The organism is Stutzerimonas stutzeri, from assembly GCF_000590475.1.
Classification (GTDB): domain Bacteria; phylum Pseudomonadota; class Gammaproteobacteria; order Pseudomonadales; family Pseudomonadaceae; genus Stutzerimonas; species Stutzerimonas stutzeri_D.
This window is the reverse complement of sequence record NZ_CP007441.1, coordinates 279,010-300,737: the sequence shown is the minus strand read 5'-3', so window position 1 is coordinate 300,737 and position 21,728 is coordinate 279,010. Positions and strand designations below refer to the sequence as shown.

The 21,728-nt window shown below is 61.9% G+C and carries 20 protein-coding genes; 9 read left to right on the top strand and 11 right to left on the bottom strand.

Going from position 1 to position 21,728, the window contains the following annotated elements; genetic code table 11:
* Positions 1–43: 43 nt before the first annotated feature.
* A complete protein-coding gene (locus tag CH92_RS01400; RefSeq protein WP_025240016.1) occupies positions 44–1,318 on the bottom strand; it encodes a PQQ-dependent sugar dehydrogenase in 1,275 nt (424 codons plus the stop codon).
* 265 nt (positions 1,319–1,583) lie between these two features.
* Here CH92_RS01400 and CH92_RS01395 point away from each other — a divergent pair, with 265 nt between their 5' ends.
* On the top strand, positions 1,584–2,315 hold the full coding sequence (locus tag CH92_RS01395) for a carbonic anhydrase (protein ID WP_025240015.1): 732 nt from the start codon (positions 1,584–1,586) through the stop codon (positions 2,313–2,315).
* 250 nt (positions 2,316–2,565) lie between these two features.
* Positions 2,566–4,185: an NAD(P)/FAD-dependent oxidoreductase gene (locus CH92_RS01390; RefSeq protein ID WP_025240014.1), complete on the top strand. Its 1,620-nt coding sequence runs from the start codon at positions 2,566–2,568 to the stop codon at positions 4,183–4,185.
* Between the two features lie 35 nt (positions 4,186–4,220).
* On the opposite strand, the gene CH92_RS01385 is transcribed toward CH92_RS01390, so the two are convergent.
* The 8 genes from CH92_RS01385 to CH92_RS01355 all read right to left on the bottom strand — a co-directional run bounded on the left by CH92_RS01385 (position 4,221) and on the right by CH92_RS01355 (position 11,528).
* Entirely contained in the window at positions 4,221–4,952 is a 732-nt protein-coding gene (locus CH92_RS01385) for a substrate-binding periplasmic protein (protein ID WP_025240013.1), read from the bottom strand.
* Positions 4,953–4,970: 18 nt separating this feature from the next.
* The gene (locus CH92_RS01380) at positions 4,971–6,311 is read right to left on the bottom strand and encodes a diguanylate cyclase (protein ID WP_235206240.1); all 1,341 of its coding nucleotides are present in this window, start codon (positions 6,309–6,311) and stop codon (positions 4,971–4,973) included.
* The gene (locus CH92_RS01375) at positions 6,308–7,078 is read right to left on the bottom strand and encodes a substrate-binding periplasmic protein (protein ID WP_025243819.1); all 771 of its coding nucleotides are present in this window, start codon (positions 7,076–7,078) and stop codon (positions 6,308–6,310) included. Before CH92_RS01375 ends, CH92_RS01380 begins: the two co-directional genes overlap by 4 nt.
* Before the next feature lie 317 nt (positions 7,079–7,395).
* On the bottom strand, positions 7,396–7,518 hold the full coding sequence (locus tag CH92_RS22385; RefSeq protein ID WP_256059184.1) for a hypothetical protein: 123 nt from the start codon (positions 7,516–7,518) through the stop codon (positions 7,396–7,398).
* 171 nt (positions 7,519–7,689) lie between these two features.
* Positions 7,690–8,466 carry a substrate-binding domain-containing protein gene (locus tag CH92_RS01370; RefSeq protein WP_025240011.1) on the bottom strand — a complete coding sequence of 259 codons (777 nt, stop codon included), beginning with the start codon at positions 8,464–8,466 and terminating at the stop codon, positions 7,690–7,692.
* 91 nt (positions 8,467–8,557) lie between these two features.
* Positions 8,558–10,063 (bottom strand): tripartite tricarboxylate transporter permease, encoded by a 1,506-nt coding sequence (locus tag CH92_RS01365; RefSeq protein ID WP_025240010.1) that lies wholly within the window; start codon positions 10,061–10,063, stop codon positions 8,558–8,560.
* A gap of 1 nt (position 10,064) precedes the next feature.
* A complete protein-coding gene (locus CH92_RS01360; RefSeq protein ID WP_025240009.1) occupies positions 10,065–10,520 on the bottom strand; it encodes a tripartite tricarboxylate transporter TctB family protein in 456 nt (151 codons plus the stop codon).
* 99 nt (positions 10,521–10,619) lie between these two features.
* Positions 10,620–11,528: a Bug family tripartite tricarboxylate transporter substrate binding protein gene (locus CH92_RS01355; RefSeq protein WP_200869636.1), complete on the bottom strand. Its 909-nt coding sequence runs from the start codon at positions 11,526–11,528 to the stop codon at positions 10,620–10,622.
* A 193-nt stretch (positions 11,529–11,721) separates the two neighbouring features.
* Here CH92_RS01355 and CH92_RS01350 point away from each other — a divergent pair, with 193 nt between their 5' ends.
* A complete protein-coding gene (locus tag CH92_RS01350; protein WP_025240007.1) occupies positions 11,722–12,621 on the top strand; it encodes a LysR substrate-binding domain-containing protein in 900 nt (299 codons plus the stop codon).
* Positions 12,622–12,645: 24 nt separating this feature from the next.
* Here the strand turns inward: CH92_RS01350 and CH92_RS01345 are convergent, their stop codons facing one another.
* Complete coding sequence (locus tag CH92_RS01345) at positions 12,646–13,614, bottom strand: helix-turn-helix transcriptional regulator (protein ID WP_025240006.1); 969 nt, start codon at positions 13,612–13,614, stop codon at positions 12,646–12,648.
* Positions 13,615–13,790: 176 nt separating this feature from the next.
* On the opposite strand from CH92_RS01345, the gene CH92_RS01340 reads away from it, so the two are divergent.
* The 3 genes from CH92_RS01340 (at position 13,791) to CH92_RS01330 (ending at position 17,274) form a co-directional block, all read left to right on the top strand.
* Positions 13,791–15,965, top strand: a complete 2,175-nt coding sequence (locus CH92_RS01340) for a TonB-dependent siderophore receptor (RefSeq protein ID WP_025240005.1) — start codon at positions 13,791–13,793, stop codon at positions 15,963–15,965.
* 68 nt (positions 15,966–16,033) lie between these two features.
* Positions 16,034–16,351: a DUF2218 domain-containing protein gene (locus CH92_RS01335; protein ID WP_025240004.1), complete on the top strand. Its 318-nt coding sequence runs from the start codon at positions 16,034–16,036 to the stop codon at positions 16,349–16,351.
* On the top strand, positions 16,348–17,274 hold the full coding sequence (locus tag CH92_RS01330) for an alpha/beta hydrolase (protein ID WP_025240003.1): 927 nt from the start codon (positions 16,348–16,350) through the stop codon (positions 17,272–17,274). The genes CH92_RS01335 and CH92_RS01330 overlap by 4 nt, the downstream gene beginning before the upstream one ends.
* A 6-nt stretch (positions 17,275–17,280) precedes the next feature.
* Here CH92_RS01330 and CH92_RS01325 read toward each other — a convergent pair whose 3' ends face one another.
* Positions 17,281–17,739, bottom strand: coding sequence for a DUF3859 domain-containing protein (locus tag CH92_RS01325; RefSeq protein WP_025240002.1), 459 nt, complete (start codon positions 17,737–17,739; stop codon positions 17,281–17,283).
* 183 nt (positions 17,740–17,922) lie between these two features.
* Here CH92_RS01325 and CH92_RS01320 point away from each other — a divergent pair, with 183 nt between their 5' ends.
* The 3 genes from CH92_RS01320 (at position 17,923) to CH92_RS01310 (ending at position 21,697) form a co-directional block, all read left to right on the top strand.
* Positions 17,923–18,369 carry a DUF2147 domain-containing protein gene (locus CH92_RS01320; protein WP_025240001.1) on the top strand — a complete coding sequence of 149 codons (447 nt, stop codon included), beginning with the start codon at positions 17,923–17,925 and terminating at the stop codon, positions 18,367–18,369.
* A 101-nt stretch (positions 18,370–18,470) separates the two neighbouring features.
* Positions 18,471–19,532 (top strand): serine hydrolase domain-containing protein, encoded by a 1,062-nt coding sequence (locus CH92_RS01315; protein WP_080689957.1) that lies wholly within the window; start codon positions 18,471–18,473, stop codon positions 19,530–19,532.
* 224 nt (positions 19,533–19,756) lie between these two features.
* Positions 19,757–21,697 carry a methyl-accepting chemotaxis protein gene (locus tag CH92_RS01310; protein WP_025239999.1) on the top strand — a complete coding sequence of 647 codons (1,941 nt, stop codon included), beginning with the start codon at positions 19,757–19,759 and terminating at the stop codon, positions 21,695–21,697.
* Positions 21,698–21,728: the final 31 nt, after the last annotated feature.

Genomic DNA, 21,728 nt, shown 5'->3' with positions numbered 1-21,728 from the left:
CGACCGACCGGCGTACAAGCCGGTCGGCCTCGCGCTATGCCCCTCAATCGGCCTTGCCGCTGTAGGAGATTCGGTAGATGGCCCCGGCGGTGTCGTCACTGACCAGTAACGAGCCATCCTTGAGTTGTGCCACGTCGACGATGCGACCGTAGTACTCGCCGGTTTCCTCATCCAACCAGCCTTCGGCGAAGGGCACGGTATCGCCCGAGGGCGCGCTGCCATCGGCGGCGAACGGCGTGAACATCACCCGTGCGCCCGCCGGCACGGTGCGGTTCCAGCTGCCGCGCTGCGCAGAGAACAGGCCGCCACGGTACTGCTCGGGAAACATCTTGCCGGTATAGAAGGTGAGCCCCATGTCCGCAGCGTGTGCCACCGTTTCCACAACGGGAAAGGTCAGGCCCTCCGGCGGTGTCTCATCGGCATATTCATTGGTGCGCACCTGACCGCCGCCATACCAGGGCATGCCGAACTGCATACCGGCCTTCGGCGCGTGATTGATCTCACCTGGGGGAATATCGTCGCCCATGCCATCCACTTGGTTGTCGGTGAACCACAGCTCCTTGCTGGTCGGGTTGTAGGTGATACCCACCGAGTTGCGCACCCCGGTGGCGTAGACCTCCCGTTTGCTGCCGTCGCGCTCCATGCGCACGATTCCGCCGATACCGTTCTTGGCGTACAGCTCGAGCTTGTCCTTTGGCGGCACGTTGTGCGGCTGGCCGAGGGACACGGTGAGTTTGTTATCCGGCCCGACGGCGCAGACACGCGCACCGTGGTTGTAGCTTTCCTCATCGGTGGGGATCAGCTCGCCGCTCGGCACTACGATGTCGGCGGCCACATCTGGCCCTTCGTAAAAGAACTCGGCGGCGGGAAAGACCAGCACCCGGTTGTGCTCAGCGACGAACAGAAAGCCATCCGGGCTGAAGCACGGCCCCGGCTGGGTGAAGGAGATACCCGGCGCAAAGCGTTTCACTTCATCGGCGGTGCGATTCTTGGTACGGTCGGTGACTGCCCAGAGATCGGTCTTGCGCGAGCCGACAAACACCACACCGCTGGACGGACCCACTGCCATATGCCGCGCACCAGGCACCACCGCGTAGAGCTCGATCTTGAAGCCCTCCGGCAGCTTGATTCGCTCGAGGTTCTGACGAATCGCATCGGCGATCTCACCGTCCTGCGGCACGGTTTTCATGTCGAGCGACTGACCCGTGGTCTTCATTGAGCGCATGCGTTCCAGCGCTTCGTCGCTGGTGGGCGCAGCAAGCGTTATCCCGGACATGCAAATCAGAAAGGCGCTCAGCGTAAAAGGGGCATATTTCATTGGGCCAACCTCAGCGAGGGTCGTCTCGATGGACGATCGATGTTGTTGCTCAGCGCCTCCCAGGCCCACGGTGACAACCGTTCAGCCACGTCAGGAATACGAAAACCGAGTTCAGTCACAGCGTAGCGTTAAACGAAACCTTTGCCAGACAAATGGCCTGACGCATTCGTCAAGCAACCTGTCGATTCGACTTGTCAGAGCTCATGAGCGCCCCGGGCAATTTCCGGGCTCGCCCATGTTGATTGGTGCAAGTGGGAGAAGCGTCATGAAAAGAGCGGCATTGAGCCTTGGTGTTCTGCTGGCTTACTCGGGTGCATGGGCTGTCACCCCGGGTACTCATTGGGATTACTCCGGCGAAGCCGGGCCGGAGAACTGGGCGAAGTTGACGCCCGAGTTCGGCGCGTGCGCGGGTAAGAATCAGGCGCCGGTCGACCTCAGTGACTTTGTTGAAGCCGATTTGGCCCCGTTACAGCTCAGCTATGTCGCGGGAGCCAGCAAGGTCGTCAACAATGGGCATACGGTGCAGGTGGTCTATGAACCTGGTAGCCATCTGACACTCGACGGTAATGAATATGACCTGCTGCAATTTCACTTTCACATGCCCAGCGAGAACCACATTGAGGGCCAGTCCTACCCGCTCGAAGGGCATCTGGTACATGCGGACAAGGACGGCAATCTCGCCGTGATCGCCCTGATGTTCAAGGCTGGCGAGCAAAACGCCGCGCTGGCTCGTCTGTGGGACGCACCGCCGAAGGCAGGCCAGACTCAGCTGATCACACCGATGGCGACGGTTACCGATTTACTGCCCGCCGATCTGGATTACTACCGATTCAGCGGTTCACTAACCACGCCGCCCTGCACCGAAGGCGTACGCTGGCTGGTACTCAAGCAATCGGTGGTTGCCTCGCGGGAACAGATCGGGGCGTTGACAGCGGCGGTAGGCCACACCAATAACCGCCCGCTACAACCTCTCAATGCCAGGGTCGTGCTTCAGTAAGAAAGGGCCCTGCACGCACCCAACATTCGATTTAGCGGCATTCGGCCGCGGCGGATTCAAGCCCGGCGAGACGGGATCATCACAGCGGTGCTTCCCGCCTTCGCTGGGCGTGTGCCCCTGAATGACAGGGTCAGCGGGCGAGGCTACACTGCGCGCCTTCCTTCGACCGATTCGATTCGCCTGCCAGCCACGGCCCGCGAATCGCTCGTCTGTTCCCAACCTCTGCCGGGGCCACCGGCCAGGACTCGTCATGATTCGCATCAACGAACTGCAATTGCCGCTCGACCACCCCGCCGAGGCGCTGCGCCGCGCCATCGTGGCACGGCTGGAGATCAGCGATACCGAGCTGCTCGACTTCACCGTGTTCAAGCGCAGCTACGACGCGCGCAAAAAGAACAGCGAGATCACCTTCGTCTACATCATCGATGCCAGCGTGGCGGATGAAACCCAGGTGCTCGGCCGCCTGGCTGATGACCGCAACATCCGCGTCTCGCCGGACACCGGCTATTACCCGGTCGGTCAGGCACCCGAGGGCTTGAGCGAGCGTCCGCTGGTGATTGGCTTTGGCCCGTGCGGCCTGTTCGCCGCGCTGACCCTGGCGCAGATGGGCTTCAACCCCATCGTGCTGGAGCGTGGTCGTGATGTACGCAGCCGCACCAAGGACACCTGGGCGCTGTGGCGCAAAAAGGTGCTGAGCCCGGAATCCAACGTGCAATTCGGCGAGGGAGGCGCCGGGTTGTTCTCCGACGGCAAGCTCTACAGCCAGATCAAGGATCCGAAGTTCTACGGCCGCAAGGTGATGCACGAATTCGTCCGCGCCGGTGCGCCGGACGAGATCATGTTCGTCAGCAAGCCGCACATCGGCACCTTCCGCCTGACCGGCGTGGTCTCGACCATGCGCGAGGAAATCAAGTCGCTTGGCGGTGAGGTGCGTTTCAACAGCCGTGTGGTCGACTTCATCATCGAGGACGGTCGCATCCAGGGCGTGCGCATGGCTGACGGCGAAGAGCTGCGCAGCCGCTACGTCGTGCTCGCCCTGGGTCACAGCTCGCGCGACACCTTCCGCATGCTCCACGAGCGCGGCGTTTACCTGGAGGCCAAGCCGTTCGCCGTGGGCTTTCGCATCGAACACCCGCAATCGCTGATCGACAACGCGCGCCTGGGCAAGTACGCCGGGCACCCGGAATTGGGCGCCGCCGACTACAAGCTGGTCTACCACGCCAAGAATGGCCGAGCCGTCTACAGCTTCTGCATGTGCCCGGGCGGCACCGTGGTGGCAGCCACCTCCGAGCCCAACCGTGTGGTCACCAACGGCATGAGCCAGTACTCGCGAAATGAGCGCAATGCGAATGCCGGCATCGTCGTCGGCATCAATCCGGAAGAGGATTTTCCTGGCGGCCCGCTGGCGGGCGTCGAGCTGCAGGAGCAATTGGAATCCCGCGCCTTCGAACTGGGCGGAAATGACTACTGCGCGCCGGGGCAGCTGGTGGGCGACTTCGTCCGCGGCAAGGCATCGAGCGCGTTCGGCGAAGTCGAGCCGTCCTACAAGCCGGGCGTGCGCCTGGGTGACCTGGCGCCATCGCTGCCGGATTATGTGATCGAAGCCATCCGCGAAGCCCTGCCGGCGTTCGGCAAGCAGATCCGCGGATTCGACCGTGCCGATGCCATCCTCACCGGCATCGAAACGCGCACCTCATCGCCGGTGCGAATCAAGCGCGACAACGAGTCGCTGCAGAGCATCAACACCCGCGGCCTTTATCCAGCGGGCGAAGGCGCCGGTTATGCGGGAGGCATTCTTTCGGCAGGCGTCGATGGCATCAAGGTCGCTGAGGCCCTGGCAACCGCAATGCTGGCCGATCTGCAGGGCTGATAAAGCAAGCGTAACGGCGCGGCACCCGGTTTCGCTCAACGCTCGTCGGACATGAGGCGCGCCACTGTTCCGTCCGCTTGCAGCTGTTCAAAGGCCGCCTGGGTGCGCAGCACCACGTCCTCGCTGGTCTGCAGGCTGTAGGCCATGTAGAGGCTCGTGGCGGTATTGAGGGTAAAGGCACGTTCCAGACAACCATCAGCGAGCCCCGCTTCAGTGCAGAACATCCTGACGCCTTGTTCCGACATCGGTACCAGGTCGACCTGGCCATTGAGAAGGAGTTTGAAACTGTCCGCGTTCGAGACGGTTACCACCAGCTTGGTAAACCCCTCTCCCAGCAGATAGCTGTACCGGACATCGCCTCGCAGCGCACCGATGCGGTACTGCTTGGCCTGCTCCAGCTTTGCGACCTGGATGTCCTCTCTCAAGGGCAATCGGTACAGGTGATAGTCGATCCGCAGGATTTCTCCAGCCCAATGAAACTGGTCTTCACGCTCGGGGGTGCGGGCGATCAGGTAGATCAGCACGTTCGGCTCGCGCAGCGCCATGTCATAGGCCCGTGCCCAGGGATAAAGGCCGATTTGATGATCGGGCAGCCCCGCACGCGCAAGGGTTGCCTCCACCACCTGGGTCGCAGGGCCGACCACCCTGCCCTGGCGCAAGAAGCTGAACGAGGTGTCTTCAGTGACGACACGAATGGTCTCAGCCTGCACGCAGGGCACCAGGCAGGACAGCAGCAAGGCGATACGAACGATCAGCGGGGGCATCATAAAGGCCTCGGTAATTCCCTAGTCGGCAACCCGATCGCGGCCCTGTGCCTTGGCCCGGTAAAGGGCTTCGTCGGCGCTGTGCAGCAAGAGGTCGAAATGATCCATGGTTTCGGCATCGAATGTGGCAACGCCAATGCTCAGCGTCACACGTGGCGAAATCGGTGAGTCGCCGTGGGGCACGGCCCGCTCGGCCAGCCGTTGCTGCAAGCGCTCGGCCGCTCGCCTGGCGCTGGCCCGATCCGAGCCTGGCAAAAGCACCACGAACTCCTCGCCACCCAAGCGCGCAACCACCTCGCCGGCCCGGCCAAAGGTGCTCGTCAGCGTATCGGACACGATCTGCAAACATCGATCACCGGAGGCGTGACCGTGGGCATCGTTGTAGCGTTTGAAGTGATCAACGTCACACATGAGCACCGCCAGCGGCTGGCCTAGTCGTAGCGCGCGGCGGAATTCGACTTCCTTGATTTCATCGAAGTGTCGGCGGTTGGCTAGTCCTGTCAGCGGGTCGCTGCGCGACAGTTCCTCGAGCCGCCCGTTGGCTGCACGGAGCTCGGTGGTGCGTTCTTCGACTAGCTCAGCCAGGCGGTCCCGATGGGCAGCCAGCGCCAGTTCGTCCTGATGCTGGCGTTCGAGATATGCCGAGAGTTTCGCCTGCAAGCCGTTGACTCCAGACTCCAGCAGGCTCAGCTCATCGTGGCGCTCAACGGGGCGCTCGAGGCGCAGGGTCTGATCCAGATTTTCAGGCGTCAGACGAGTCAGGTGACGGGCAATCCGACGCACATGCAAGGTCACGGTGCGATTGAACATCCACATGATCAGCCCGGCCAGCAGTAGCGATTGAATGACCTGCGTGATGACGATGTTGGTGATTTCATCGACCAGCCGCTCCCACAGCAGCCCTTCGTTACCTTCCAGCTTCAGCTCGCCCACCGTTTCAAGGGCGCCGGGATAAGGCTCGTACGTCAGGCGATGCTGCAATGTCGGCGCCCGGTGCTGAGCCTGCTGCTGAGTCCGTTCGCGCCGGATGATTTCCGGCTCGCGCCCGGCGCGGATGATCTGCAATTCGACACGGCCAACCGGCGCCGCCTTGGCAACACTTTCAATCTGCGTTTGTAGGGCATCGCTGTCCATCTCCCAGATCGCCTTGGCCAGGTTGTTCTGGAATACCTGATCGATCAGCACCAATTCGGCATTCATTGCGGCCAGGCTGGTCTGCCAGGCCGACCAGGTGCGCACCCCAACAGTGAGCAGCGTAAACAACAGGCAAAAGCCGAGTGTGGCCAGCACCAGACGACGTCCGAGCGAACCGGTCTGACGCTGCGAGAGCGTTGTGGGATCGGGTTTGTTGCTCGCTTTCATTTCAGCCATTTAGCGGCAATCGCGTCATAGCGACCATCGGCTCGCACTCGCGCCAAGGCCTGACGGAACCGCTCGACCAACTCATCCGAAGTGTTGAGGCTGAAAGCCATGCACAAGCCGTTGGCACCGCCCAGGTCATCCAGGCTCAGCTGAGGGACGGCGCTTTCGTTCGGATTGCCGCTGGCCTGGCGCACCAGATAATGGGCGTTGAGCTCGTTGGATATCCACAGGTGCACCCGCCCGGCCTTGAGCTTCTGGTAGTTGTGTTCGTACTTATTGCTCGACTGGAGATTGCGACCCACCTCGAAGCCCTGGCTGATCAGATACTGCTCGCCGACATCTTCCTTGACGGTCGCGATCTGGTATTGGCGCGCATCCTCGAGGCTTTTCAGACTGAACTGCGTGCCGGGCAGCGAGAACAGGTACCAGCGGGTCGGCGCAATGACGCCTACCCACTTGAACAGCGACTCGCGCTGCGGGGTCCGGGCGATGGAATAAATCAGGACGTTTTCGGAATTGAGTGCAATGTCATAGGCTCGCGCCCAGGGCATCGATTGAATGTGTGCGGGTTCCCCGACCTCGTCCAGAACGGCCTGCACCACCTCGGTGGCCATGCCGGTGAGCTTGCCGTCGATGGTCATGTTGTAGGGCGGCAGTTCTTCGGTAACCACACTAATGCCAGCCGAGGCAGAGGCCGTCTGGCTGCCGAACAGCAATGCGAGCAACGACAGGGCAAGCGTCAGATGGCGGTGCGATGGTGGGTTCATCGGGAAACCTCTGGGACGAAAATGTCAGGCATGCACGCATAGACTGCCATCATCCTGACATCATTCAAAGAGCGTTCAAGCTCTCCTTTTTTCGGCGGCGCGAGCACAGACTTGAACGCGAAGGCTTCGTCACCTCGGCGCGCTGACGAGCGGTAGCGGCTGCGGAACGCCGGGACAAGCGGGGAGATGCCCGCAGATAAGCCGCCGGCTGCGGTGGCGATCTGCTGGTTTATCCGCTGAGTGATGGATACTGCGGCGGCGATCTCGTTCAGTGCGAGCGACGTCTGGTTCGCGTCGCGGTCTGATAGCGGCCTGTATCACTGCGCGCAATGACGGGTGATGAGGCGGGTTATCAACAGCGAGACGATAACGCCGGCGATCAGAGCCAATCCGGAAGCAATAAGAATCAAGTTGCTGCTGGCTACCGGATCGGCCTGCATGGATCTTGCTGAGCCTGATAGGCCTATCCGTCATCAATACCAGTACCGACAATCACGGGCTGAATGCCTCATTGCAAGGACATGTGCGATGCGGCTGGCGCTCGACGGTCAGGCGGTCAGGCGGTCAGGCCGTTGGCGGTTGTATTCGAAAGCTTCGACACAAACGGGTGGCTACTGCGCCACTGCCTCCAGACCGGTGGACGTAACAACCTGACGTGCCTGTTCTGATCCGAGGTAATCGAGCAGCGCCTGCGCCTTGTCCGGGTGCTCCGCCGTGCGGACCACGCCGCCGGCGAAGCGTGTGACCGATTGCAGCGACTCGGGGATCTTGCCGATGAAGCTCGCGCGCGGCTCGGCGATCAACTCGCTGACTTGCTGAAAGCCGAGCTGATATTCGCCGTCCGCCACAGCGGTAGCGACCGGTTTGTTGCGCACGCGATGCCCCTTGCCCTGCATCTGCGCTTCGATGCCCAGGCGCTTGAACAGCTCTTTCTCGATGTAGTCGCCGCTGGCACTGTCTGAGTAGGCGACCGATTCGGCCTGCAACAGCGCTTCGCGTAGCTGCTGCTCGTTGCCGATCTGTGGAACTGGCGCACCTTTGCGAACAACCGCGCCGATGCGCGAATCGGCAAGTTCCACACGCGAATCCGCCAGCACCACTCCTTGTTCGATCAATGTATCGAGGGCGTACCCCACCATGATTACCGCATCCGCTGGCTCACCCCGGGCGAGGCGATTGGGTATCGACTTTTCCGATTTACCCATCGAGGGGCCGCGGGTAGTGGTGACGGTATCGCCCTGGCGCTTGGCGAAATCGGGCGAAAGCTTCTGGTGCGCAGCGTTGAAGCCTCCGGAAATCATCACCTTTATTTCCTCAGCCCGGCCTATGCCAGGCAGCGTCAACAACAGGAGGGCGGTGAAGGCGGCTGATGTTGAGAAATTGGACATGATGTAACTCCGGATAATTGTTGTTAGCGGGAGTAGCCGATCCCGGCTTCGGGACGCCGGGATCATGCGGGTGCCAGAAGCCGAGCCCCGATCAGGCCTGATGCGGAACGGCGTTGCGGCGGCGTTTGCGGCGCAACTGTTTGGCCCCGATCCATACCAGGATCAGTGCAGTGGCGAACAGGCAGGTCGCACTGATGGGTCGTTCGAAAAACGTCAGCGGGTCGCCGCGGGAGAGGAGCATGGCGCGGCGGAAGTTTTCCTCCACCATCGGTCCGAGCACGTAGCCCAGCAGGATCGGCGCGGGCTGGAAGCCAAGACGCACGGCCAGGTAACCGAACAACCCGATCGCCAGCACCACACCCACATCGAACACGCTGTTGTGGGTGCTGTAGACCCCAATGGAGATGAAGAACAGGACGCAGGGGTAGACGATGCGATAGGGCACCGAGAGCAGACGGGTCCAGATCCCTACCAGGGGAATGTTCAGCACGAGCAGCAGGAGGTTGCCCACCCAGAAACTGGCGATCAGCCCCCAGAAGACGTCCGGGTGCTCGCTGATCAGCTGTGGCCCTGGCTGGATGTTGTGAATCATCAGCGCCCCGAGCATCAGCGCCATGGTGGCGTCTCCCGGAATGCCCAGCGTCATGGTGGGTATGAAAGCCGTCTGTGCCGCCGCGTTATTGCACGACTCAGGCCCGGCCACGCCCTCGATGGCGCCCTTGCCGAAGCGTGAGGGGTCGCGCGCGAGCTTCTTTTCCACCGCATAGGAGATGAAGGAGGCAACTGCCGAGCCGGTACCGGGAAGCGTGCCGAAGAACGAGCCGATGCCCGCGCCGCGCAATACCGGCATCGTCGCCTGCTTGACCTCGGCCTTGGAAAGACGCATCGACATGCGCCCGCCAATCGCCGTACCGCTGCCAATCCGATTCACCCCACGCAGCACGTCGGCGATACCGAACAGCCCCATTGCCAGGGCGACCAGTGCGATGCCATCACTGAGGTGTTCCATACCGAGGGTGAAGCGCATCGCACCGGAATTGACGTCAGTCCCTACGAGGCCGAACACCAGGCCAATAAGAACACTGGCGATGCCCTTCAATGGCGACCCGCTGGAGAGCGTCGACGCCGCGATCAACCCGAGCAGCATCATGGCGAAGTATTCCGCCGGGCCGAACTTGAAGGCGATCTCCGCAAGATAAGGCGAGAACAGCGTCATCAACACGATGCCGAACGAAGCGCCGACAAACGAAGACAGCATGGCCGTCAAAAGTGCCTGTCCGGCTCTGCCTTGCTTGGCCATGGGGTGCCCATCCAGGCAGGTCACGGCATGCGACGCGACGCCAGGCAGGTTCAGCAGAATGGAAGTAGTAGCGCCGCCGTATTGAGCGCCGTAGTAGAGACCGGCCAGCATCATCAACGCGCCGGTTGGATCGAGGGTGTAGGTAATCGGCAGCAGCATCGAAATCGCCGCCAGCGCGCCGATGCCTGGCAGCACACCCAGCAGGTTGCCGATGAACACGCCGATGAAGCAATACAAGAGGTTGGACGGCTGCAGCGCGACACCGAACCCGCCCATCAGACTTTGCAGGATTTCCATGTCAGACCCCACGCAACAATGGGAACTGGATCTGCAGTCCGTAGGAGAAGACCAGCACGGCGATCACCGTCATACACAGCGCCAACAACGCGGCGGTCGTAAGCGAGTTTTCCTTGTCGCCGAGTGCCGAGATGAAGATGAGGCTGAAGGTCGCCGGAATCAGACCGGCATAGGCCCCCAATACGATGAACGCCAGCATCCCGCCGATCACGCAGACCCACCCGCGGTACTGTGGCGGCCCGTCCTCCTCCTCATCCTGACCGGACGCGCTTGGTGTTGCCAGGTGCAGCACACCGATCAGCAGGAGCAAAGCGCCCAAAACCATCGGAAAGTAGCCGGGACCCATTCGCGCCGATGTGCCAGCTTCATAGTTCAGAGAACCGAGCAGCGTACCGAGACCGATCAGAAGAATAAGGCCGCTGGATGCCAGGTGCCGTGGATTGGAAAGCAGATTCATGGAACGCCTCGGCTATACGAATCGAGAGGCGGGCGACGATGCACTGACATCGCCGCCCGGATAGGAGCAACCCCGACTGAGGCCACGAGAGGCCTGAAATCAGTCGGCGCGAATGCCAGCCTTCTTGATCACAGCGGTCCACTTCTCGCGTTCGGTGCCAACGAATTGCTGGAACTCCCGCGCGGAGCCCGAGGAAATGACCACCCCAAGTTCACTGAGGCGCTTGCGCGTCGCCTCGTCCGCCAGTGCAGCCTGGAGCGCCGCATTCTGCTTCTCGATGGTCTCGGCAGGCAGGCCCTTGGGGCCAACCAGCCCCCACCAGACTGCCGCCGTGCTGTTCGGATGGCCCAAGGAGGTAACGGTAGGCAGGTCCGGCAGCAAAGCGTTTTGCTTGTCATCCAGCACGGCCAGGGCGCGCAGCTTGCCGGCCTTGATATGGCCGATGACTTCGGTCGGGTTGATCGACATGAACGAAATGCGTCCGCCGATCAGATCGGTGATCGCGGGCGACCCGCCTTTGTAGGGAATGTGCAGCGCCTCGAAACCACCATCCTGCTTGAGCAACTCGCTCGCCATGTGGCCAGAACTGCCGTTGCCCGCCGACGCATAAGTGAGCGCTTGCGGGTCCTTGCGACCGGCGGCAATCAAATCATCAAGCGTCTTGTAGGGTGAGTCTTGCGGCACTACGACGACCAGCGGCGCATAGCCGATCTGACCGATCGCAACCAGATCAGTCGCAGGGTCAAAGCTCAGGTTCGAATACAGCGCTGCGTTACTGGCAAGGGTATTGGAGGCAGTCAGCAGCATGGTGCCGTCCGGCTCGGCCGAGGCTACGGCCGCCGAGCCGATATTGGTTGCCGCGCCGGGGCGGTTCTCGACGATGATCGAGGTGCCGAGTGATTTCTCCATCTCTGGCGTAACGAGACGGGTGACGATATCCACGCCGCCACCTGCTGCGTAAGGCACCACGATCCGCACTGGATCGTCGGCAGCAAAGGCAGATGTCATGCTCGCCGCGGTAGAAATGAGAAGGGCCGCAACCGCCCGGGTGAGCATGAGAGGTTTTTTCACGGTATTTGGCATTGTTGTTTTTCTCCAAGTACTCGGGACGGAACAACCGCCCCGTGCTAAAAAGCATGGCGACGGCGATTGATATGGTCCAATACATTTTCCAGGCTCGACTTATTCGGTAAACGTATAGATGGATTTCCGACAGCTTCGTTATTTCGTGGCCGTGGCAGAGGAGCTCAGCTTCAGCGCGGCCGCGCGGCGCCTGCACATCAGCCAGCCGCCGCTGAGCATGCAGATCAAGGCGATAGAGGAGGAGTTGGGAGCACCGCTGCTCAAGCGAACCAACCGCCGAGTCGAACTGACCCAGGCTGGCACGCTGCTGCTGGCCGAAGCACGGCAGGCGTTGGCGCAGCTCGATCATGCTGGAGACGTGGTACGCCAGGCCGTGCGAGGCGACCTGGGTGCCATTCGGATTGGTTTTACCGCGTCGGTACCCATGTATGACGCGTTCCCGGCAATGCTGAGCCGCTATCAGGGCCGCTATCCCGGGGTCCGAACGGATCTGACGCACCTGTCGACGGCCGAACAGCTGAGAGGATTGGTCGCGAAAACCCTGGATGTCGGCTTTCTGCGGCCGTCGATGCTGTTCGCGCCCCCCAGTGGCATTACCGTGCACGAAATGTGGAAGGACCGGCTGGTGGCGGTATTGCCGAAGAATCACCCGCTTGCCCAACGCGACTCGACGTCCGTGTCGGTGGGCGAGCTGGCCGACCAGCCGTTCATCCTGTTTCCACGTGGCCTGGGCTGCGGGCTGTTCGAACATGTCAGCGCTCTGGCAAGCCGCGCCGGGTTCGCGCCACGTCTGCAGCATGAAGTTCGCGAAGGCACGACCATTCTCGGCTTGGTCGCTGCAGGCATGGGCGTTTCCATCCTGCCGGAAATCTATGCACGCACCGGAATCCCTGGCGTGACCTACCGCGCCCTGGATACGGCGGATGCTGCGAGCCGTCTATTGCTGGCGCACCGCTCGGGCGAACAGACGACCTCTCCCCTGCTTCAACGATTGCTCGCCACCGCGCTGGAGACTTGACCGGCCCGGTCGATTGCGTACGGATCAAACCCGAGCTCGAACCTGCCGCGGGTTGATACCGAACTGCCTTTTAAACGCGGTGGCGAAGTTGGCTGCGCTGTTATAGCCGGCACCCCACGCCGCTTCGGTGACAGTGGCGCCTTCGCGCTCCAGGGCTTCGCGAGCCCTGTGCAAACGTCTGGAGCGCTGATATTCGAACACCGTCATGCCTTTGAACAGCCGGAACTGACGCTGCAGCGTCGTGGCATTCACGCCCATTTCCCGCGCGATATGGTCGAGCGTCCAGGTATCTGCTTCACCACTGTCGAGCAACGCGACCAGGCGCTGCAGCCGGCGGTATTCTTGCGGCCGTAGCCTCTGCTGTGCGGCATGATCACATTCGCCGAGACTGCCCAGTGCCTCGCAGGCGATATCCAGCGCGCGACTCTCCAGATACAACCCTTCGAGCAGTGCGTCATAGCCGGGCGGGTTGAGCATCTGATCAGCCAGCGTCAGCAGGCGCGAGGAAGGCTTCCAGACTCGAGGCGCCAGGTGGCTGTCCATGAACCGGCGGACCGCGCTATCGGTCGCACCGGTATCTTCACCACGGCCTTCGAACCAGTCCGGGGTCAGACTGACCACCAGCTTGCGAATGTGACTGCCACGCCGCGCCTGACGGCGAAACTGCACCGGCTCGTTCATCGAAACCGCGATGCCCTCGGGCGCTTGGCGTGCCGATGGTTGCCCAAGTGTAAGAGCCAGATCCCCATAGCTGACCTGACTTTGCCCCTGAAGGAAGAGCACGAACGACAATCGCGGCCCCACCGTGTTCTCGGTGACGAAGTCCTGTAACTCTTCACAGTCGGACCAGTGGAGCGACAAGCCGTCGCGCAGCTGGGCCCACTTCACCCGGCCGTAGAACAGACGGTCGTCGTCTCCGTCGGACAGGCGCAATCCCGTCCGGCTCAGGACCGGAAGCTCGTCGCCGCGAATGATGTGATCAGGCTGATTCATGCTGCGTTGCACCTCGTGGGTGATTGATCGCAAAGCAAATGTTCGACCGCGCAAAGGTTTGCCGGCCAGACGCATGGCAGACTACGCGCCGACATCTTTTGATGCAAATCATTATCATTAAGCGGCGCGAACGTTTGCCATTCACGTCCGTCGTCCCGCTGCGACAGGAGCCGCCCATGGACAGAACTCTCCACCCTTCCCGCTTCGGCCAGCGTGCTTTCCCGCTACTGCTTGCCGGCCTGCTCGCCCCCTTCCCGCTCAGTGCGCTGGCGCAAAGCGTTGCACCGCAGAACGAGCCGGTTGAGCTGGAGAGCATCACGGTCGAGGGCAACCGCCTGTATGACATGCCATCTTCCGAGCAGAGCGGTGGCTATACCGTCCCCGCCGCGACCGTCGGCACCAAGACACCGGCTGAATTGCGCGATATCCCGCAGTCGATCAGCTCCTACACCAGCGATTACATCCGCGACCGTCAGTTCGTGAATCTCGACGATCTGGCCAAGTACTCCACGGGGCTGCGCACACTGACCAACGACAGTGGGCGCTCGTCGATCTACGCCCGCGGTTACGAGTACGACGAGTTCAACATCGACGGCCTGCCTGCACCCATGGCCAGCATCCACGGCACCGTGCCGTCGCTGTCGCCGTTCGACCGGGTCGAAGTGATGCGCGGCCCGTCCGGCCTGTTCAACAGCACCAGCGAGATGGGCGGCATCGTCAACATGGTGCGCAAGCGTCCGACCAGCGAATTCCAGGGCAGCGTCACTGGCCGCTACGGCAGCTGGGATACCACCTACCTGGAAACCGACCTCTCCGGCCCGCTCGATGAGCAGGGCCGAGTACGAGGGCGCATCGTTGCATCGCGCGCGGACTCCAACGGCGAGGTCGACTACAACGAGAACACCAGCGAGAGCTTCTACGGTGCGCTGGACATTGACCTGACCGACGCCACCGTGATGTCCTTCGGCCTGATCCACCAGACCAAGGACATTGCCCCGCACAATGGCTACCCCACCGATGCCAACGGCAATCTGCTGGACTGGAGCCATTCGACCTACCTCGGTGCAGACTGGAACGACTTCGACGGCCGCACCACGGACGCAATCGCCGAGCTCACGCATCGCTTCGACAATGGCGGTTACGGGCGCATCGCCGTGCGTGGCTCGCAGCGCGACACCAACTATCTGTACGCCTATTCCGGCGGCGCCGTCGCAGCCAATGGCGATACGCGAATGGTGGCCACCGGACGCGATTTCCAGCAGGACACCTATGCCGTCGACGCCAGCTACAGCCAGCCGTTCGAGCTGCTTGGGCAGGTCAGCGAATTCGTCGTCGGCACCGACTTCAAGCGCTACGACAGCGATTACCGCAACGGCAGCGCCACGCTCGGCACCGTCAACATCTATAACTACACCCCCAGCCTCTATGCCGAGCCCGACCTCGTCTATAGCTCGAAGGTGACCAGTGATGATCAGGAAGCCGGGCTCTATGGCAAGCTGACGTTCCGCCCCGTCGAACGGCTGGCACTGATCGGCGGCATGCGCCTGAGCTGGTACGAGGGCGAGTCGAGCACGACCAATCTCGTGAATGGCGCCAGAACGTCGGACGATCAAAAGCAGAACGGCCACGTCACGCCTTACGGTGGAGTGGTGTATGACCTCGATTCGAATCACTCCCTGTACGCCAGCTACTCGCAGGTCTTCAAGCCACAGTCCGACACGGACGCCAATGGCCAGCTGATCGATCCGCGCGAAGGTGAGCAGTACGAACTGGGCATCAAGGGCAGCTATTTCGGCGGTGACCTCAACGCCCGTATCACGGCGTTTCAGCTGACGGATGAGAACCGCGCGACCAGTGCGCTGGATAGCTTCGGTGTGCCCATCAGTGGCGTTTACGAAGCCACCGGCAAGGCCCGCATCCGCGGGGGTGAATTCGAAGTGAGCGGTTATCTCACACCCGAGTGGGAGGTGATGGCCGGCTACACCTACATGAAGACCGAAGACCTCTCCGGCGACGCCAATACGCTCTTCATGCTAATGCCGCGCCACCAGGCCTCGCTGTGGAGCAAGTACACCCTGCCAAGCGGGACCCTGCGGGGCCTGGGCCTCGGTGCCGGTGTGACCACCATGAGCGACTTCTATCTGGAGCGCTCCGGCACCCGTGTTAGCGCGCCGGGTTACGCCGTGGTCGATGCGAAGCTGTCCTATCCGGTAACGGAGCAGCTCACGGCTACCCTCGATGTGAACAACCTGTTCGACCGCGATTACGTATCACGCGTCGGCAGCGTCGCCACCTTCAACTTCCAGGGCCCATCGCGTAGCGTTGCCCTAGGCGCCCGCTACGAATTCTGATCCACCCGAGCCGCCGGCCTTCTATAGCGTCTGCTATAGCTGCCGGCGGCTTTGTCATGGAGACGTTAATGCCTCAGTTTCATGCAAAAGTCCCAACACCACGCGCGTCGCGCAACATGACCCGTCTGTGCAAGCACTTCGCCCACAAGGCCGAAGTACAAATGAACGAACGCCACGCGCAGGTCCAGTTCGCGTTCGGCCAGTGCCGGATGCTCGCAGAGGCCGATCAGCTGCTCATCGATTGCCAGGCCGAGGCCGGCGAAGCGGAAAAGCGCCTGCGCTTCGTCATCGACGATCACCTCTATCGTTTCTCTGGCGAGGAGGCGCTGAAAATCGAATGGCGGGACGGTCCGCTGCCGGATGCCGCGCCCGAGCTGCCGACATGAAAGGCGCGCTGGCCCTGTTGCTCATCAGTCTTGGCATCGGAGTCTCGCCTGCAAAGGCTGCCGAAACGGACGGTTGGCAGCCCGTAGTGCTGCCGCAAACCGAACAGCGCGATATTCATTCGCGCCACACCGGCAACGATTACCGCATCTTTGTCTCCCAGCCACAGCAGCCACCGCCACCCGGCGGGTATCCGGTGCTCTACGTACTGGACGGCAATGCCCTGTTCCCGATACTCGCGCTGCAGGCCAACGCGTTGGAAAACCGACCCGACCCGGCCTTGCGCACCTCGGTGCTGGTGGTTGGCGTCGGCTATCCAGGCGATGCGCTCTACGACGTTAAAAAGCGCGCCAGGGACTACACGCCACCACCAGTGAAAGCTGGCGCAGCGGAAGAGCCGGACCCGCGATACGGCGGTGCGGAGGCGTTTCTGGCGTTTTTGCAGAGCGAGCTGAAACCGCTGATCGAAGCGCGTTATCAAGTTGATCGCCAGCAACAGTCGCTGTTCGGGCATTCCCACGGTGGGCTTTTCGCGCTGTACACCCTGATCAACCAGCCCGGTGCGTTCCAGAATTACCTGGCCGCCAGCCCCTCGCTCTGGTGGAACGATGGGCAGATCCTCAGGCAGAGCGACCGCCTGCTCGCCAACGCTTCGAGCCTTGCACCGACTCGCCTATGGCTGACCGTCGGCGGCGCCGAGGAGCCTCCCGCCGGCACCACTCCGGCATCAGCGCGGGAGAGGCACCAGGCCGAGCGGCGCATGCGTAGCAACCTGCAAGCCTTGCATGAGCACCTGGCGCCGCTGGACAGCCATGGATTGAGCCGCAAGCTGAGCATCAACCCGGATGCCGGTCACGGCGACAATGGCACGCTGACGGCCGCCCGAGCCGTGGCGTTCGCCGCGCAACCCAAGGCGGCGGACTAAGCGGAATCAGCGAACCTGAAACCGCTGTTCGGCCAGTTTGCGGTCGCCCTGGAACACCATGAAATGCCACTCGCCCGGCACCAGCTCATGGGTCTCGGTGAATTCGAATGCCATCACGTCCAGCGGCGCATCAGGCACCAGCTTCTGGATCACTTCGTAGCGGTCGTGACGCTCGCCGCTTGGGTCGACCACGCCAGGGGTGAGATAGAGCAAGGTTAGAGGCGTATCGTCGGCGCGCTTGCCGTCCAGTTGGTAACGCAAGCCGAACTTGGTTCCGATCTTCATCGGCACGGTGTCTGCCTCGAGGATACGCTGGTCACTGCGGGTCAGGACACGCTCGCCGGGCTGCTGATCCTGGTAGCGCTTTTCGAATACGCCGGCTTCGATCGGCCCTGCAACTCGCACATCGGCGTAGGCCAGACCCGGTAACAGCAACGCGAACAGCAATGAACGAAGAGTAGGCATAGCAGGCGCTCTCAAGGAAAAGCGGCGAGCCTATGACATTGGCGTGACAACCTTGTGACGCTCAAATGTGCCAGCCTAACGACGGCATTCCGGTCGTAGATGGGCCCTGATCCGGACAACCAGCCGCGACCTGTCGAAACCAGTGATAGAGTCCCGACCAACTTCCCAATCGCAGGAGAAACCATGCGCTCACTGTTCACCGCTCTGATGCTCGCAGTCCCCCTGGCTGCCTCCTCGCTCGCCTTCGCCGTCGACTCCCCTGCGGGACGCTGGCAGACCATCGACGACGAAACCGGCAAGCCCAAGTCCATCGTCGAAATCCAACAGGCCGCCGACGGCACGCTCAGCGGCAAGGTGGCGGAAATTCTTCAGTCGGACCACGGCCCCAACCCGGTGTGCAGCGAGTGCGACGGCGATCGCAAAAACAAGCCGATCACCGGCATGACCATCCTCTGGGACCTTAAACCCGACGGTGAAAACGTCTGGAGCGGCGGCACCATCCTCGACCCCGCCAAGGGCAAGACTTACCGATCCAAGGCGACGCTGCTCGAAGGCGGCGACAAGCTGGAAGTGCGCGGCTACATCGGCATCGAAGCGTTGGGTCGCAGCCAGACCTGGATTCGCCAGTAAGCATAGGCAGATCCGGCAGCCCGCCGGGCACGGAGGGCGCGCACCAGCCAACCGCCGCCACGCGGACCAGCACGCCGAGATGATTCGCGGGTCATACCCAAATGCGTTCTCTCTCCTCCGGCGCCAAGGCGCAAGTACCCCATAAGTATCGCCACGCACTCTGCGTGGCGTTTTTGCTGGTTATCAGCCTAAAGAGCTCCGCTGAAACCGCTGGCAGATTCAACCCAGTGCTCGAGCAGGCCGAACAGCTCGAACAGCTGGAAACGCTGATCATCGCCCAGCATGGCGAGATCATCGTCGAGCGTGGCTTTCACGGCCATCGCACGACCTCACCGGCCAACATCAAATCTGCGTCCAAGTCAGTGATTTCCGCGCTGGCCGGCGTCGCCATCGACAAGGGTATTCTCGAAGGGCCCGATCAACCCATCGCCGATCTTCTAAAGGCGGATATCCCGGCCAATCCTGACCCGCGATTGCAGCAGGTGACGGTGGGCAATCTGCTCTCGATGCAGGCCGGGCTAGGATCGACTTCGGGGCGCAACTACGGCGCCTGGGTAGCAAGTCGCAATTGGGTGCGTGCGGCGTTGGCCCGGCCGTTCGAGGCTGAACCAGGCGGCGCGATGATCTATTCCACAGGCTCCAGCCACCTGCTCTCGGCCATCCTCACCCGCCGCACCGGCAAAACCACCTTGCAGCTGACGCGGCAATGGCTGGCACCGCTCGACGGCTTCGCCATCAGCGCCTGGACGCGCGATCCGCAGGGCATCTATCTGGGCGGCAATGAAATGGCGATGACGCCGCGCTCGTTACTCGCCTTCGGCGAGCTGTATCGCCGTGGCGGGCTCACAGCTTCGGGAGAGCGGCTGCTGTCCAAGGAGTGGATCGATACGTCGTGGACGCCGCGAACCCGCTCGCGTTACACCGGTCACGGTTATGGCTACGGTTGGTTCATCACTCAATTGGGCGGCGAAGAGGTGCGCTATGGCTGGGGCTACGGCGGGCAGATGATCTATGTGGTGCCTGGGCTCGACATGACCGTGGTGATGACGTCGAGCACCCAGCAGCCCTCCGGCGGCGCCATGGGCCATCGTGATGCGCTGCATCGCTTGCTCGGTCAGATCCTCATTGTGGCTCGTAACGCAGCCCCATCTCCCAGCGAGTAAGCAGCCGCTCTGCGCTGCGTCCTTACGCGTTTTTTTGGCAGGGAAACCGCCCGACCGGGCGGCCTCATTGGCTTGCGCCCCCGACGAGCGGTGAGCCAAACCAGGCCCAATTAGCTCAACTCACCCGGCCCGGCGCCGATAGAAAACCTGATCCGTAGATATCGCTGCGGTGGTGTCAGTCGGCTATGACTGGCCCTCGGATAATTCTGAAGCAGGTTCATTTCATGAACATCAAACAAAAACTGACATGGGCGTTTCTCACCATCGCGTCGCTGCCCGTCATAGTCGTGGCGATTGTTGTCATCCTCAACGTCCGGAACGACGCGCTGGAACGCTTTCTCGATAGCAGCAACCGGGAGATACGACAGGTCGAGAACGCCATGAACCTGTTTTTCGAGGGCATCGAACAGAACGTTGCCTATTTTGCGACCCTACCTGCGATAACCGAGGCGCAAGGGCTGAAAGACTTCAGCTCGCCAGACGCGGCGTCCACGCCCTTGCCGGAAAGCAACCAAGCGCTCCTGAAACTTTTCGACCATTACGCCAAGCATCATCCCACCACGGCTTATCTATCGCTCGGCCGCGTCGACGGCTCTTATGGTGTGTGGCCGGAAGACCCCCGACTGAGCAGTTATGATCCACGCGTTCGTCCCTGGTACAAGGAAGCTTTGGCACAGCCCGGCAAGACTGTACGTACCAGTGTTTATTACTGGGCACCTGACGACGTATCTCTCATCAATCACAGCCGCACGGTCACCAATGCGCAGGGCCAGATGGTTGGCGTATTCGGTCTGGATGTATCGCTCAATCAGCTGACCGACCTGGTAAAGCAGATCAAGATCGGCAAAAGCGGGTATCTCATGCTCGTCGAGACAGGCGGAAACGTACTGGCCGACCCGAGCAACCCCGAGCACAACTTCAAGCCGCTTGCTGAGCTGGGCGGCAGTTATGCCGATCTGGCCAGCGCGAATGGCCTGGTGGAAGTCGACATCGATGGCACGACCTACATGGCCAACGTCTGGTCGTCCGAGTCGCTTGGCTGGCAATTGATCGGGTTGATCAAGCGCGACGAAGTCATGGCTCACGCCAACGGCCTGACGCTGGAGATCCTCGTGATCGCAGCGGTGCTGGCCCTTGTGTTCGCGGTTATCGGCGCCGCGTTCGCCGGCATGATCGTTCGGCCTATCCGGGGCGTAACCGGTGGCCTGGAAAGCATCGCGCAAGGCGAGGGCGATCTCACTCGCAGCCTTGAGGTGCGCGGCAAGGACGAAACGGCCTTGCTTGCACGTTGGTTCAACCAGTTCCTCGGCGCGATTCGCGACCTGGTACAGCGCATCAGCAGTGCATCCACGTCATTGAGCGGGGCTTCCGACAGCGCAACACGTGTGGCCAGCGATATGAATGACGCCGCTGGGCGCCAGCGCGAAGCGGTCGAACTGGTATCGACGGCCTTCAACGAGATGGTCGCCACTGCCAACGAAGTGGCTCGCTCGTGCAGTGAAGCGGCCAGCTCGGCGGATTCCGGCCAGCGTCAGGTACGTGACGGACAGCTGCAGATCGACGAGGCAACCGGTAGCGTTTCTCAGCTGAGCGAAAACCTGCGGCAGTCAGCCCTTTCGATGGAGGTGCTCGAGCAGGACAGCCGCAACATCAACACCATCCTCGACACCATTCGCTCCATCGCCGAACAGACGAATCTGCTCGCGCTGAACGCCGCCATCGAGGCGGCGCGCGCAGGGGACCAGGGCCGGGGATTTGCCGTGGTAGCCGATGAAGTGCGTGCGCTGGCCAAGCGTACGGCTGATTCAACCGGTGAGATCGACGGCCTGCTCGGTGGCCTCGCCCGGCGTACTCAGGATGTCACCAAGCAGATGCAAAGCAGCCTGGAGATGTCCAAAGCCAGCGTCGACCGTATTCAAAAAGCGCGTGACAGCTTCGAGCATATTCGCGGCTCGGTCGATCAGATCCGTGACCAGAACGCTCAGATCGCAACTGCGGCGGAAGAGCAGCACCACGTTGCCGAAGACATCAACCGGCACATCACGCAGATCCATGAAGATGCGTTGCTGGTCGAGCAATTGGCAGGTTCAGCGCAATCCGACTCGCAGCGCCTGTCGGACCTTTCCGGTGAGCTGCGCGGGCTGGTCGGGCGCTTCCGGACCTGATATCGCACTGGCGCGCATCACTGCAGCGGGA